A 13,095-nucleotide genomic window follows, 5' to 3' on the forward strand; every position below is an offset into this window, starting at 1 on the left:
ATAATCATGATTTCAGTAAACGATTTTCGTACAGGATTAACGATTGAAGTAGATGGAGGCATCTGGCGCGTTGTTGACTTCCAGCACGTTAAGCCGGGAAAAGGTGCGGCATTTGTCCGCTCCAAACTGAGAAATCTTCGCACAGGCGCGATTCAGGAAAAAACATTCCGCGCAGGTGAAAAAGTGGCACGCGCCCAAATTGAAACAAAAACGATGCAGTACTTGTATGCCAACGGCGACCAGCACGTTTTTATGGATACGACATCTTACGAGCAGCTTGAGCTGAACGAGAAGCAAATCGAACACGAGCTCAAATTCCTGCTTGAAAATATGTCTGTCCACATCATGATGTATCAGACAGAGACGATCGGAATCGAACTTCCGAATACAGTTGAACTGAAAGTTGTGGAAACAGAACCGGGCATTAAAGGCGACACAGCCTCAGGCGGAACAAAACCGGCAAAAACAGAAACAGGCCTTGTTGTCAACGTACCGTTCTTCGTAAACGAAGGAGATACGCTTGTTGTCAATACTTCTGACGGATCTTACGTATCAAGAGCATAAGAGTAACAGCGGGAAAGAGCCGGCTTCATTGAAGCCGGCTCTTTTTTTGCTGTCTGAAATCTTTTACCTCTCACAGGCCAAATAGAAAAATCGGAAGACTACTTTTTCAATGAGGAGCATAGATTGTAAAAAAAGAGGATGTGTTACTGGAGGTTTAAGATCATGAAGCTTTTCTTTGGACAAGTCAATCCGACGGTTTTGACAATGGCTGCGTTAAGAGTGGTATCATCTTTGATCGAACTGACGGCGGCTGTCGTAATGCTTTTGACAAACGACGTCAGAAAAGCCGTGGCGGTCAACAGTGTGCTTGCGATGGTCGGACCGCTCATCTTTATTATTACAATGACAATCGGCATCTATCAGATTGCAGGGCAGCTTTCTTACGCAAAGCTGATTTTGATCTTTATGGGAGTGGTGTTGATCATCGCGGGGATCTATAAATAGTGACACATGATAAGAGAGACCGACTTGTCATAATGTCTTCCGTTGATCATACATTTTTATAGAAGACAAGCAAAAAGAGGAGGGAGTGTTTTTGCATCACATCACAGAGATTCTCCCCGATACGATCAAACGCGCGCTCAACGGTCTTGGCGACCATGAAATCAATCAGATAGAAGAAATTCGGATTCGGACAAGTCGTCCGCTCGAACTGGTGAACAAAGGAAAGCCACGCTTTCTCCCTTATGCGGCGACGCCTGAAGACTCGGCGCTTCTTTTAAACAGGCTGGGAAATTACAGCATGTATACACTGGAAGAGGAATTGAAAAAAGGATATGTCACGATCAGAGGCGGACACCGCGTGGGGCTTGCCGGCCGGGTTGTCGTCGAAAACGGAGCAGTCAAAGGAATCAGAGAAATATCATCATTTAATATCCGCATTGCCAAAGAAAAAATCGGCATTTCCGAACCGTATGTCCCTCATTTATTTCAAAACTCGTGGCTGAACACGCTGATCATCGGTCCGCCGCAAACCGGAAAAACAACACTGCTCAGAGATCTCGCCAGGCTGATCAGCTCAGGGAGCGGCAACGTGTCTGCCAAAAAGGTGGGAATCGTCGACGAAAGGTCTGAAATCGCAGGTTGTGTAAACGGTATCCCGCAATATCGGCTCGGCGACCGGGCAGACATCCTTGACGCCTGTCCAAAAGCGGAAGGCCTGATGATGATGATCAGATCGATGAGTCCGGAGGTTATGATCGCCGATGAGATCGGAAGAATGGAAGACGCAGAAGCGCTCTTGGAAGCGGTCCATGCGGGGGTGTCTGTCATCGTTTCGGCTCACGGCTCCTCATATGCCGATATCGCCAGGCGTCCATCATTGAAAATGCTTCAGGAGCACCGGGTTTTTGAGAGAATCGTGGAACTATCCAGAAAGAACGGTCCCGGCAGCCTGAGCCGCATCTTGAACGGGAATGGAGAGCCGCTCGGTGCGGCGAAGAGGATGTTATTATGCTGAAGCTTTTAGGTGCCGTGCTTATTTTGGCAGCAGCCACATGGACAGGATTTGAAATGGCGAAGCCTTTCAGGGATAGACCGAAGCAAATCCGCCAGCTGTTGGCCGCTTTGCAGTCTTTAGAGGCTGAAATCATGTACGGGCACACACCGCTCCTTCAGGCGTCAAAGCAGATCGCACACCAGCTTTCCGGGCCGATAGCTTCTTTGTTTCAGACATTTGCAGAACAGCTGGAAAAAGGCAGCGCTTCAGCGGGGACGGCATGGGAAGACAGCTTGGAGAAAGTATGGCCCGAAACGGCTCTCAAAAAGAAAGAATACGAGATTTTACGGCAATTCGGCGAAACGCTTGGCCGTCATGATCTGATTTCTCAGCAAAAACATATCAAACTGGCGTTAACCCATTTAGAGACAGAGGAAGCTGAAGCAAATCTCGCCCAGGCGAAAAATGAAAAAATGGTGAAGAGCCTTGGGTTCTTGTCGGGACTGCTGCTGATTCTTCTATTGATGTAATGAAGAGGGGAGCATACACGAAATGGGAGTAGACGTAAATATTATTTTTCAAATTGCCGGCGTCGGGATCGTCGTCGCTTTTCTTCACACCATACTGGATCAAATGGGGAAGAAGGAATATGCCCAATGGGTCACGCTTTTAGGATTCATTTATATATTGTTCATGGTGGCTACTGTTGTCGATGATCTATTCCAAAAGATAAAAGCTGTCTTTCTATTTCAAGGATAGGGGGGCTCACTCATTGAAATCGTACAAATCGTAGGATTGGGAATGATCGCCACCTTCCTCAGCTTGATTGTGAAAGAGCAAAAACCGACGTTTGCTTTTATGATTGTCGTTTTTGCCGGATGCACGATTTTTTTATTCTTAGTCGATCAAGTCTACGAAATCATTCGGATGATTGAAAAAATAGCTGCCAATGCCAACATCAACATGATGTATGTCGAAACGATTTTGAAAATTATCGGGATTGCTTATATAGCGGAGTTTGGCGCCCAGCTGACGAAAGATGCCGGACAGGGTGCGATTGCTTCAAAAATCGAATTGGCAGGCAAAATCCTCATCTTAGTCATGGCCGTGCCTATTTTAACCGTCATTATCGAAACGATCATCGGACTCATCCCTTCCATGTCTTAGTCAGAAAGGAGGATTTCCTGAGTGAAGCGTTTTCTGTTCTGGCTCTTGGTCATAGGAATCGTATGCTTTGGAGCGCATGATGTACAAGCTTCGCCAAAAGAAGCGGAGCCGGCTGGGGAACCCGCCGCGGAAGAATCGGCTGAAGCGATGGCCAGAGAGCAGGCTGAAGGTTTGGAGCTTGACCGGGTCGGGGAGTTCTGGAACAACATTTTGACTGAGTATGGAGGACACCTTCCCGAAAGTCAAAAAGGAAGCCTGCTTGAATTTGTCAAAGGTGAAAAGCACTTTTCGCCTGAGGAATGGAGCAAAGCGCTGTTTTCTTACTTGTTTCATGAAGTGCTGGCTAACGGGAAACTGCTCGGGACGCTGATCCTGTTGACCATCTTCTGCGTGCTGCTTCAGCTTTTGCAAAACGCGTTTCAGCAAAGCACCGTCAGCAAAGTGGCGTATGCAATTGTCTACATGGTGCTGATCATTCTTGCGCTCAACAGCTTTCGGGTTGCCGTCACATATGCGAATGAAGCGATCCAGACGATGACAAGCTTTATTCTGTCGCTCGTACCTTTGCTTCTAGCGCTGATGGCGACTTCGGGAGGAGCCGCCTCAGCCGCATTTTTTCATCCGGTCATTCTCTTTCTCATGAACACGAGCGGCTTGTTTATCCAATATATCGTGCTGCCGCTTTTGTTTTTATCAGCGATTTTAAGCATTGTCAGCACGATGACGGACCAGTATAAAGTCACACAGCTGGCTCAGCTCCTCAGAAACGCGGCGATCGGCACGCTGGCTGCATTTTTAACCGTGTTCCTCGGTGTCATCTCGGTTCAGGGCGCCTCAGCCGCAGTGACGGACGGCATTACTTTGCGGACGGCCAAATTCATCACCGGAAACTTCATCCCCGTATTGGGCCGCATGTTTACCGAAGCGACGGACACGGTGATCAGCGCGTCTCTCCTGTTGAAAAACACCGTCGGGATACTCGGGGTGGCGATCTTGATTTGCATCGCAGCCTTTCCCGCAATCAAAATCCTCTCCCTCGCGCTCATATACAAAATTGCCGCAGCCGTTCTCCAGCCTCTCGGAGGCGGTCCGGTGATCAGCTGCCTGGATGTCATCAGCAAAAGCGTCATCTACATTTTCGCGGCCATGGCCATCGTTTCGCTGATGTTTTTTTTAAGCTTAACCGTGATCATTACAGCGGGGAATTTGACGATGATGATGAAGTAGGGAGGGATGAGATGGAATTTCTGACAGAGTGGCTCACGAACATTATTCTATTTATTCTGATGGCGATCGTCATCGATATGCTTCTGCCGAATTCGAGCATGCAAAAATACGCGAAAATGGTGATCAGCCTGCTCTTGATCGTTGTGATACTGAATCCGATCTTCTCTTTATTCAGGACCGATCCGGATGTAATCTTTGAGAGGCTTACAAAAAACGGACAAGTTCAGTCAAACGAAATAAAAAATCAGTTGAATTCAGAAAAAAAAGAAATACAAGCCTCACAACAAGCATATATCTTAGAACAGATGGCTGTTCAATTGAAAAAGAGCGCAGAGGGAAGGTTTACCAGCGACAAATACAAGATTGACCGAGTCGCGGTCTCTTCTGACGGCCAGCTGAAAACAGAGAAAGATCTCAGTAAGCATGCGGAAGTCTCGGTATTCATAGAACCGGCATCCGAAAAAACGGTCCAAGCCGTCGCTCCTGTCGAAATCAATACGGATCGAGGCTACCAGCCAATGCGAGAAAGAGAAAAGAAAGAGACGGGGGAAGTCAGAGAACAGCTTGCAGGCATATGGGAAATAAGCCCCGACAAGATTACAGTTCATATTGAAGGGGGAGAACGAAGCGGCAATGAATAAAAGAACCTGGATCGAAAAGCTGATCGGCCACCTGCTGCCCAAAGACGAGAAAAACGGAAAAAAGCTGACGAAATATCACTATTTTCTGCTGCTTTTTGTTCTCGGCGTTTCCTTCATGCTCATCAGTCAAATCTTCTCTTCCGAACCTTCTCAAGATCGAGCGGCAGATCAGCCGTCGGCTTCACAAAAAGCTTCGTCTGAAAGCGCCGGACAGAGCGGTGAAGGTGAAAAAGAAGTGTTCAAACCCGCCTCAGATGACAAACCGAAGGACTCGATCCAAGATTACGAACAGGAATATGAGAATCAGCTCAAAGACATATTGGAAACGATTATCGGCGTGGAAGACGTATCAATCGTCGTCAATGTTGATGCAACCTCATTGAAAATATTCGAGAAAAATAGAAAAACCCAGGAGACTTCAACGAATGAGACAGATAAACAGGGAGGCAAGCGAACGGTGTCTGAAATGTCTTCTGACGAAGAAATTGTCATCATCAAAAACGGAGATAAAGAGACGCCTGTCGTCGTTCAGACGAAAAAGCCCGATATCAGGGGTGTTCTCGTTGTCGCTCAAGGAGTCGACAACGTTCAAATAAAAAAGACCATCATTGAAGCAGTGACAAGGGTTCTTGATGTTCCGAGCCACCGCGTCGCTGTTGCCCCTAAAAAAATGAAGGAGGATTCATAAATGATGCTGAAAAAACAAACGGTTTGGCTTTTAACCATGTTAAGTCTCGTCGTTGTGCTGAGTGTCTACTACATTATGTCGCCTGAAGGAGAAAATGTCGTCACGGTGGATGACAAAGAACAAGTCGCAGCTGAAAAAGAAAAACCGATGAAAGAAGAGCCTGCCAAAGATGGCAAAGAAGACACCGCGCCTGCTAAAGACAAAACTGAAGGGAAAGACACAAAAGATAAAGAAACGTCTGCGAGTGAGCAGAACGGAGAAGTTGTAACAAAAGAATCATCCGGTGATGAAGATTTATTCACAACATACCGCATGGAAATGGACGATCAGCGCAGCAGGGAGAGGGAGGAATTAACCGAAATCGTCAGAAGCGATAAAGCGACGGCAAAAGAAAAAAGCGAAGCTTACGACAAGATGACAGAGCTCAGTGAAGCTGAAGGAACGGAAAAGACGCTTGAAACGCTGATCAAAACAAAAGGCTATAAAGACGCCTTGGTCAATGCCGACGGCGATAAAGTCAATATTACGGTGAAGGCGAAGGAGCACTCGAAGGCCGCTGCCACCGATATCATCGACATCGTCGCAAAAGAAGTGAAAAACTTAAACGATGTGGCTGTGACGTTCGAGCCAGCAGAGTAAACATGTCCCGCTTGCAAAAAGCGGGATTTTTTTATGCTTGAGGCCCCTGTTGATGCAGGGCGCTCATGATTGTAGTTGAATTCGGCATTCCTCTCCTGTAAGATGAATATAGTATGTACTTTTAGTACTAACTGATAAATGCGTAAAATCTTTTTCATTAGGAGTGCGATAGCATGTTAAACATTGATGAAATCAGACAGTTGATAAAATTAATTGATGAATCTTCGATAAATGAATTTACATACGAAAACGAAGGATCGAAGGTTGAACTGAAAAAACAAAGCGGAACCGTGCAAACCATCCAGCAAGTGGCTGCGGCGCCTGTTCAAACACCGGCTCCGGAAGCTCCCGCGATGCAAGCGCAAGTTCAGGATGCGCCTGCAGCAGAAGAAGCCGCAAAAGACGGCGGAAACCTCCACAAAATCACCTCTCCGATGGTCGGAACGTTTTATGCGTCTTCTTCGCCTGAAGCCGACCCTTACGTAACAATCGGTTCGAAGGTAACAGAATCCTCTGTCGTCTGCATTGTGGAAGCAATGAAGCTCTTTAATGAGATCGAAGCCGAAGTGAAAGGCGAGATCGTTGAAGTATTGGTTGAAAACGGCCAGCTGGTTGAATACGGACAACCTTTATTTTTAGTAAAAGCAGAGTAAGGAGCAATAAGATGATCAAAAAGCTATTAATTGCGAACAGGGGAGAAATTGCTGTCAGAATTATCAGAGCTTGTAAAGAACTGGGGATCGATACAGTAGCCGTCTTTTCCGAGGCCGACAGAGAGGCGCTCCATGTTCAGATGGCTGATGAAGCATTTTGCATCGGACCTAAGCTATCAAAAGACAGCTACTTGAATATAACGAACATCGTCAGCGTCGCCAAAATGACCGGCGCTGATGCGATTCACCCGGGCTACGGTTTCCTGGCGGAAAACGCCGATTTTGCCGAGCTTTGCGAAGAGGTAAACGTAACCTTCGTCGGTCCGACAGCAGACGCCATCTCTAAGATGGGGACAAAGGATGTTGCCAGGGAAACGATGCAGCAGGCTGGCGTTCCAATCGTACCGGGTTCCAAAGGAATTATTGAAGATATTGAAGATGCGGTTTCATTAGCGCGCGATATAGGGTATCCTGTCATTATAAAGGCAACTGCCGGGGGCGGCGGAAAAGGAATCAGGGTCGCCCGTACGGAAGAAGAACTGATCAACGGCATTAAAATCACTCAGCAAGAAGCGGCCACCGCTTTCGGCAACCCGGGTGTGTACATTGAAAAGTACATTGAAGACTTCAGACACGTCGAGATCCAAGTGCTTGCGGACACACACGGAAATACGATTCACTTGGGTGAACGCGACTGTTCAATCCAAAGAAGGCTCCAAAAGCTGCTTGAAGAAACCCCTTCACCTGCGCTTGATGAAGGAATCAGGGAGCAAATGGGGCAGGCAGCTGTCAAAGCGGCTGAAGCCGTTAAGTACACGGGCGCGGGAACAGTTGAATTTATCTACGATTACCGCGAGCAGAAGTTCTACTTTATGGAAATGAACACGCGCATTCAGGTTGAGCATCCGGTAACAGAGATGGTGACGGGCGTTGATTTGATTAAAGAGCAGATCAGAGTGGCATCAGGTGAAAAATTAACCCTCACCCAAGATGAAGTCACTTTTAACGGCTGGGCCATCGAATGCCGGGTTAATGCGGAAAACCCTGAGAAAAACTTCATGCCTTCTCCGGGAAAAATCGAGATGTATCTGCCTCCGGGCGGGCTCGGCGTCAGAGTGGATTCTGCGGCTTATCCGGGATACTCGATTCCTCCTTATTACGACAGCATGATTGCAAAAGTCATCACATACGGGAAGACGAGGGAAGAAGCTGTATCAAGAATGAAAAGAGCGTTGAGCGAATTCGTCATCGAAGGCGTTCATACGACGATACCGTTCCATCTGAAACTGCTCGAGCACGAAACATTCGTAAGCGGAGAATTCAATACGAAGTTTTTAGAAATATATGATGTAATGGGGTCGTAATTTTAACGGAGGTGAACATATTGAAAGACGACAACAGCTTATTGGAAATGAGCCATGAAGACAATCATTTAGGAAAAGTGGAAATCGCTCCGGAGGTCATCGAAGTCATTGCCGGAATCGCAGCTTCCGAAGTTGAAGGCGTAGCTGAAATGCGCGGCAATTTTGCGACAGGTGTCGTGGAACGGTTTGGAAAAAAGAATCACGGCAAAGGCGTCAAAGTTGATTTGTCAGATGACGGAATTATCATTGATGTTTATTGCGTGATGATGTTTGGCGTTTCGATTCCTAAAGTTGCAAATGCCGTTCAGGATAATATCCGCCAGACGCTTCTCAATATGACAGCTCTTTCGATTAATGAAATCAATATTCACATCGTTGGCATTCAATTCGATTCAAAAACGCACGAGGTGGAAGTCGATCAAGAGATGTAGTGCGGTGAAGTGGAAGAACCAAGGGGAATGACGGCCCTTTGGTTTTTTCATGTTCCGTTTTAAAAATGACGTTTAAAAGCATCTTTCCGCTGTTATCGACCAAAAATAAGAGGAACCGGAAAGTTTGCAAAGAAGTTCGAAAAACGAATGATAACAAATGTTTGTTTCTTATTATTCGGTTATTGACGATAAAACCGCGATTTTTGCATGCGGAAAGACTAAAAATATGATATGATCTCTTTGTGGCTTAAACGGCAAGCAGCAAAGAGGGTTAAAGGAGAAAAAGAAAGAATGAAAAGAAGAACAGCAAGAGAAAAGGCTTTGCAGTCACTATTCCAGATTGATGTCAGTGATACAGAACCGAATGAAGCGATGCAGCACGCCTTGGACGGGCAGGAAAGCGACGCTTTTTTCGAGCAGCTTGTTTACGGGGTCTTAGAGAACAAAGAGAAAATCGATGAGATGATCAAACGGCATCTCGTCAATTGGAAGCTTGACAGGCTGGCGAATGTCGACCGCGCGATTTTGCGTTTGTCCGCCTACGAAATGATTTTTTTAGAAGACATACCTGTCAACGTCTCTATGAATGAAGCGATTGAACTGGCCAAGCAATTTGGAGATGACAAGTCGGCGAAGTTTGTAAACGGTGTTCTTTCTAACATTAAATCCGATCTTGAATAATCTAGGAGGAGAGCAAATGACAGCAACCATCATCGACGGGAAAGAAACAGCAAAGGAAAAGCGCGGGCAGCTGGCCAAGGAAGTTGAAGAGCTGAAAAAACAAGGAGTGACCCCGGGACTGGCCGTTATTTTAATTGGTGATGATCCGGCGTCTCTTTCATATGTACGGGGAAAGAAAAAAGCAGCTGAAGCCATGGGGATTCGTTTTCAGCTGGATCATTTCGATGCAAGTTTCTCTGAACAGGAACTTCTTGAAGTAATTGACCAGTACAACCAAAATAACGACTTTCACGGAATTCTTGTCCAGCTGCCTCTTCCGGATCATATTTCCGAACAAGCGGTGATTGAAAGAATATCCCCTGACAAAGATGTTGACGGTTTTCATCCATTAAACGTAGGAAAGATGCTGCTTGGCGAAGATACATTTCTACCTTGCACGCCTGCGGGCATCGTGGAGCTTTTAAAGAAAACCGAGATTGATCTGTCGGGAAAAGAGGTTGTTGTCGTCGGGCGAAGCAATATCGTCGGAAAGCCGGTAGGGCAGCTGCTCTTGAACGAAAACGCAACCGTTACGTACTGCCATTCAAGAACGGCCGACATTACGGCGCACACAAAAAAAGCCGACATTCTGATTGTCGCTGTCGGAAAGGCGAATTTCATCAAAGCGGATCAAATGAAAGAGGGAGCCGTTGTCATTGATGTCGGCGTTAACCGCCTTGACAACGGAAAGCTCGTCGGTGATGTCGATTTTGAAGAAGCGAAGGAAAAAGCTTCCTATATTACACCCGTACCGGGCGGTGTCGGTCCGATGACGATTACAATGCTGGCCCATAACACGGTTAAATCAGCGAAGCGTACAATTTAACTTTAATGTACAGCCGTTCATCCGCCTGGTCTCGCGCCGGCGGATGAACGTGCTTGTGCCTTCTTAGAAAGGAGACTGTGCCATGAGTGAAATTTCATTTGTCACGGTCACGGCTTTGACAAAATATATTAAGCGCAAATTTGACGTGGACCCCCATCTTGAAGATATTTGGATCAAGGGCGAGCTGTCAAATGTTAAAATACATAGCAGAGGCCATATTTATTTTACACTGAAAGATGATAACGCCCGCATTCAATCCGTCATGTTCGCCAGACAAAACAGAAATCTCGCCTTTACCCCTGAAAACGGGATGAAGGTATTGGTGAGAGGCGGCATTTCGGTATATGAACCGAGCGGCAATTATCAGCTCTATGCGAAAGAAATACAGCCTGACGGCATAGGTGCGCTTCATCTCGCGTATGAAGAACTTAAGAAAAAGCTGTCGCAAGAAGGTTTGTTTGATGAAAAACATAAGAAACCCATCCCCGCGTTCCCATCCGTCGTCGGTGTTGTCACATCTCCAACCGGAGCGGCTGTACGCGATGTGATCACCACCATTAAAAGAAGATACCCCCTTGTAAAAGTGATCGTCTTTCCAACGCTCGTTCAAGGAGTAAACGCGGGCGAGTCCATCGTCAGCAGCATCAAAGAGGCTAACCGCAGAGAGTTATGCGATGTATTAATCGTCGGACGCGGAGGGGGATCGATCGAAGAGCTGTGGGCATTTAATGAAGAGGCTGTCGCCAGGGCCATTTTTTCTTCCGACATTCCGATCATTTCCGCCGTCGGGCATGAAACGGATTTTACAATCAGCGATTTTGTTGCGGATTTGCGCGCGGCGACCCCGACGGGAGCGGCCGAACAGGCCGTACCTAATATGCTTGATTTGCTGGAGCGTCTGAAAACGCTCGAAGCGAGAATTGCAAAATCGATGAAGCAGGATTTAAGAAAGCGGCAGGAGCGCGTGAAAACCCTCCAGTCCTCTTATGCCTTCCGCTACCCGAAACGGCTGTATGCCCAAAAGGAACAGGAATTCGACCTGATATTCGACCGTTTCCAAAAACAGCTGGCGATGACCGTTGAACGCAAAAAACAAAAACTGAACGAACAGACATACAAGCTGGAGATGCTTCATCCCGAGGAGCAGCTTAAACAAGCGAGAAAGAGGCATGAAGAGCAGACAGTCCGGCTGAAGCGGAATATGGATGTGCAGCTTAAGCAGATTCACTCGCAGTTTCAAACGGTTCTTGGTAAACTGAATGCATTAAGCCCTCTCCAAGTGATGGAAAGAGGGTACAGTTTGACATATAAAGAAAACGAATTGATTAAAAGTATTGAACAGGTTCATGAAAAAGACGAGATCCGCGTCACATTAAACGATGGGACGCTGACCTGTGAGGTACTGCAAAAGAGAGGCGAAACAAATGGCTGAAGAAAACAAAACAAAACGGGAAGACCTGACATTTGAAGAGGCGATGAAAGGTCTGGAACAGATCGTATCAAAGCTTGAAGAAGGGGATGTGCCTTTGGAAAAGGCGATCGACTACTTCCAGGAAGGGATGGCTCTTTCGAAAATGTGCCACGAAAAACTGCAAAATGTCGAAAAGCAGATGGACTACATTTTGCGGGAAAATGGGGAATTAGCTCCTTTCAGTGTTCGGGAGGAGGAAAAAGGTGACCGGTAAACTTGACGGATTTTTAAAATCGAGAAAAACAGTAATTGAAGAACGCCTTCCGATGTATATTAAAGACCTGCGAGCGCCGTCCATCCTTAAGGAATCCATGCTGTACTCATTGGAAGCCGGAGGGAAACGGCTGAGACCGATTTTGGTACTTGCGCTTCTTCATGCGTACGGAAAAGACGAAGAAGCCGGAATTCCGGTAGGGTGCGCGGTTGAAATGATCCATACGTATTCATTAATCCATGACGATCTCCCTTGTATGGATGACGATGACCTCAGAAGGGGAAAGCCGACAAACCATAAAATATACGGGGAAGCGACGGCCATTCTCGCCGGAGACGCCTTATTAACCGAAAGCTTCAAAATGATCACTTCCAATATGCCTTCTGATGTATCTGCTGAAAAACGCATCAGACTGGTGAATGAGCTGATATCGGCAGCGGGGGCTGAAGGCATGGTCGGCGGTCAGATTTTAGATATGGAAGCGGAATCAAAGTCTGTCTCTCTTGATGAACTGCAGCGGATTCACGAAGGAAAAACGGCTAAACTCCTCAGCTTCAGCGTCATCGCGGGGGCGATTCTAGCAGATGCATCTGAAAAAGAGATCGAAAAGCTCCGCGAATTCAGCCATCATATCGGCATCGGCTTCCAGATCAGAGATGACATTCTCGACCTTGAAGGATCAGAGGATAAAATCGGCAAACGGATCGGATCTGACGAGACAAACGGAAAATCGACCTATCCGTCGCTCCTTTCGCTTGAGGGCGCCAACAAAAAGCTTGATGAACATATTGAAAAAGCAAAACGGCTGATTTCAGAGCTTCCGCTTGAAAAAGAGCTTATGTACGAGTTTTGCGATATGATTGCCGCAAGGGATCATTGATACAGGGCTTCCATTTGAGCATCAAAGGCTTATTATGCTAAAATATAAAGAGTTGAACTCTAAAACGCCGCGCCGTTATCACGTTGTGTTAGCGGCTGTTTTTTCAAACGAAGCGTCCGCATATGCAAGTTTGCGCATGGGGATGAATTCGTCATATAATAATTCAAGCTGA

Annotated in this window: 18 protein-coding genes; all 18 read left to right on the forward strand. The window is 46.6% G+C overall.

Annotated elements, in window-relative coordinates; translation table 11 throughout:
* Positions 1-6: 6 nt before the first annotated feature.
* Entirely contained in the window at positions 7-564 is a 558-nt protein-coding gene (efp, locus tag M1E03_RS08555) for an elongation factor P (protein WP_020452147.1), read from the forward strand.
* Positions 565-726: 162 nt separating this feature from the next.
* Complete coding sequence (locus M1E03_RS08560) at positions 727-1,008, forward strand: YqhV family protein (RefSeq protein ID WP_003183412.1); 282 nt, start codon at positions 727-729, stop codon at positions 1,006-1,008.
* 91 nt (positions 1,009-1,099) lie between these two features.
* Positions 1,100-2,023: a stage III sporulation protein AA gene (gene spoIIIAA / locus M1E03_RS08565; protein ID WP_026579317.1), complete on the forward strand. Its 924-nt coding sequence runs from the start codon at positions 1,100-1,102 to the stop codon at positions 2,021-2,023.
* The gene (spoIIIAB, locus tag M1E03_RS08570; RefSeq protein ID WP_020452145.1) at positions 2,017-2,532 is read left to right on the forward strand and encodes a stage III sporulation protein SpoIIIAB; all 516 of its coding nucleotides are present in this window, start codon (positions 2,017-2,019) and stop codon (positions 2,530-2,532) included. Before spoIIIAA ends, spoIIIAB begins: the two co-directional genes overlap by 7 nt.
* Positions 2,533-2,554: 22 nt before the next feature.
* Positions 2,555-2,761, forward strand: a complete 207-nt coding sequence (spoIIIAC, locus tag M1E03_RS08575; RefSeq protein WP_003183409.1) for a stage III sporulation protein AC — start codon at positions 2,555-2,557, stop codon at positions 2,759-2,761.
* A gap of 42 nt (positions 2,762-2,803) precedes the next feature.
* Entirely contained in the window at positions 2,804-3,169 is a 366-nt protein-coding gene (gene spoIIIAD, locus M1E03_RS08580) for a stage III sporulation protein AD (RefSeq protein ID WP_020452144.1), read from the forward strand.
* 21 nt (positions 3,170-3,190) lie between these two features.
* Positions 3,191-4,396 carry a stage III sporulation protein AE gene (spoIIIAE, locus tag M1E03_RS08585; protein ID WP_026579320.1) on the forward strand — a complete coding sequence of 402 codons (1,206 nt, stop codon included), beginning with the start codon at positions 3,191-3,193 and terminating at the stop codon, positions 4,394-4,396.
* An 11-nt stretch (positions 4,397-4,407) separates the two neighbouring features.
* Positions 4,408-5,037, forward strand: coding sequence for a stage III sporulation protein AF (spoIIIAF, locus tag M1E03_RS08590; RefSeq protein ID WP_020452142.1), 630 nt, complete (start codon positions 4,408-4,410; stop codon positions 5,035-5,037).
* Positions 5,030-5,725, forward strand: coding sequence for a stage III sporulation protein AG (spoIIIAG, locus tag M1E03_RS08595; protein ID WP_079289193.1), 696 nt, complete (start codon positions 5,030-5,032; stop codon positions 5,723-5,725). Before spoIIIAF ends, spoIIIAG begins: the two co-directional genes overlap by 8 nt.
* The gene (locus M1E03_RS08600; RefSeq protein WP_035338363.1) at positions 5,726-6,364 is read left to right on the forward strand and encodes a SpoIIIAH-like family protein; all 639 of its coding nucleotides are present in this window, start codon (positions 5,726-5,728) and stop codon (positions 6,362-6,364) included. It abuts the gene before it with no gap.
* A 173-nt stretch (positions 6,365-6,537) separates the two neighbouring features.
* Positions 6,538-7,017 carry an acetyl-CoA carboxylase biotin carboxyl carrier protein gene (gene accB / locus M1E03_RS08605; protein WP_023855170.1) on the forward strand — a complete coding sequence of 160 codons (480 nt, stop codon included), beginning with the start codon at positions 6,538-6,540 and terminating at the stop codon, positions 7,015-7,017.
* An 11-nt stretch (positions 7,018-7,028) separates the two neighbouring features.
* The gene (accC, locus tag M1E03_RS08610) at positions 7,029-8,381 is read left to right on the forward strand and encodes an acetyl-CoA carboxylase biotin carboxylase subunit (RefSeq protein ID WP_458110745.1); all 1,353 of its coding nucleotides are present in this window, start codon (positions 7,029-7,031) and stop codon (positions 8,379-8,381) included.
* Between the two features lie 47 nt (positions 8,382-8,428).
* Positions 8,429-8,812, forward strand: a complete 384-nt coding sequence (locus M1E03_RS08615; RefSeq protein ID WP_031304734.1) for an Asp23/Gls24 family envelope stress response protein — start codon at positions 8,429-8,431, stop codon at positions 8,810-8,812.
* Positions 8,813-9,103: 291 nt separating this feature from the next.
* Positions 9,104-9,493, forward strand: coding sequence for a transcription antitermination factor NusB (gene nusB, locus M1E03_RS08620; protein ID WP_020452136.1), 390 nt, complete (start codon positions 9,104-9,106; stop codon positions 9,491-9,493).
* 16 nt (positions 9,494-9,509) lie between these two features.
* Positions 9,510-10,358, forward strand: a complete 849-nt coding sequence (folD, locus tag M1E03_RS08625; protein WP_020452135.1) for a bifunctional methylenetetrahydrofolate dehydrogenase/methenyltetrahydrofolate cyclohydrolase FolD — start codon at positions 9,510-9,512, stop codon at positions 10,356-10,358.
* A gap of 82 nt (positions 10,359-10,440) precedes the next feature.
* Entirely contained in the window at positions 10,441-11,790 is a 1,350-nt protein-coding gene (xseA, locus tag M1E03_RS08630) for an exodeoxyribonuclease VII large subunit (RefSeq protein WP_020452134.1), read from the forward strand.
* Positions 11,783-12,043 carry an exodeoxyribonuclease VII small subunit gene (locus M1E03_RS08635; RefSeq protein WP_023855168.1) on the forward strand — a complete coding sequence of 87 codons (261 nt, stop codon included), beginning with the start codon at positions 11,783-11,785 and terminating at the stop codon, positions 12,041-12,043. Before xseA ends, M1E03_RS08635 begins: the two co-directional genes overlap by 8 nt.
* Positions 12,033-12,923: a polyprenyl synthetase family protein gene (locus M1E03_RS08640; RefSeq protein ID WP_023855167.1), complete on the forward strand. Its 891-nt coding sequence runs from the start codon at positions 12,033-12,035 to the stop codon at positions 12,921-12,923. Before M1E03_RS08635 ends, M1E03_RS08640 begins: the two co-directional genes overlap by 11 nt.
* Positions 12,924-13,095 lie beyond the last annotated feature (172 nt).

The organism is Bacillus sp. PK6-013, assembly GCF_054161445.1.

Coding starts and splice junctions, on each gene's coding strand:
- M1E03_RS08615 (WP_031304734.1), top strand. CDS start 8,429: ATGAGCCATGAAGACAATCATTTAGGAAAAGTGGAAATCGCTCCGGAG.
- nusB (WP_020452136.1), top strand. CDS start 9,104: ATGAAAAGAAGAACAGCAAGAGAAAAGGCTTTGCAGTCACTATTCCAG.
- M1E03_RS08560 (WP_003183412.1), top strand. CDS start 727: ATGAAGCTTTTCTTTGGACAAGTCAATCCGACGGTTTTGACAATGGCT.
- spoIIIAG (WP_079289193.1), top strand. CDS start 5,030: ATGAATAAAAGAACCTGGATCGAAAAGCTGATCGGCCACCTGCTGCCC.
- xseA (WP_020452134.1), top strand. CDS start 10,441: ATGAGTGAAATTTCATTTGTCACGGTCACGGCTTTGACAAAATATATT.
- accC (WP_458110745.1), top strand. CDS start 7,029: ATGATCAAAAAGCTATTAATTGCGAACAGGGGAGAAATTGCTGTCAGA.
- folD (WP_020452135.1), top strand. CDS start 9,510: ATGACAGCAACCATCATCGACGGGAAAGAAACAGCAAAGGAAAAGCGC.
- spoIIIAF (WP_020452142.1), top strand. CDS start 4,408: ATGGAATTTCTGACAGAGTGGCTCACGAACATTATTCTATTTATTCTG.
- spoIIIAD (WP_020452144.1), top strand. CDS start 2,804: ATGATCGCCACCTTCCTCAGCTTGATTGTGAAAGAGCAAAAACCGACG.
- accB (WP_023855170.1), top strand. CDS start 6,538: ATGTTAAACATTGATGAAATCAGACAGTTGATAAAATTAATTGATGAA.
- M1E03_RS08635 (WP_023855168.1), top strand. CDS start 11,783: ATGGCTGAAGAAAACAAAACAAAACGGGAAGACCTGACATTTGAAGAG.
- spoIIIAC (WP_003183409.1), top strand. CDS start 2,555: ATGGGAGTAGACGTAAATATTATTTTTCAAATTGCCGGCGTCGGGATC.
- spoIIIAB (WP_020452145.1), top strand. CDS start 2,017: ATGCTGAAGCTTTTAGGTGCCGTGCTTATTTTGGCAGCAGCCACATGG.
- M1E03_RS08600 (WP_035338363.1), top strand. CDS start 5,726: ATGATGCTGAAAAAACAAACGGTTTGGCTTTTAACCATGTTAAGTCTC.
- efp (WP_020452147.1), top strand. CDS start 7: ATGATTTCAGTAAACGATTTTCGTACAGGATTAACGATTGAAGTAGAT.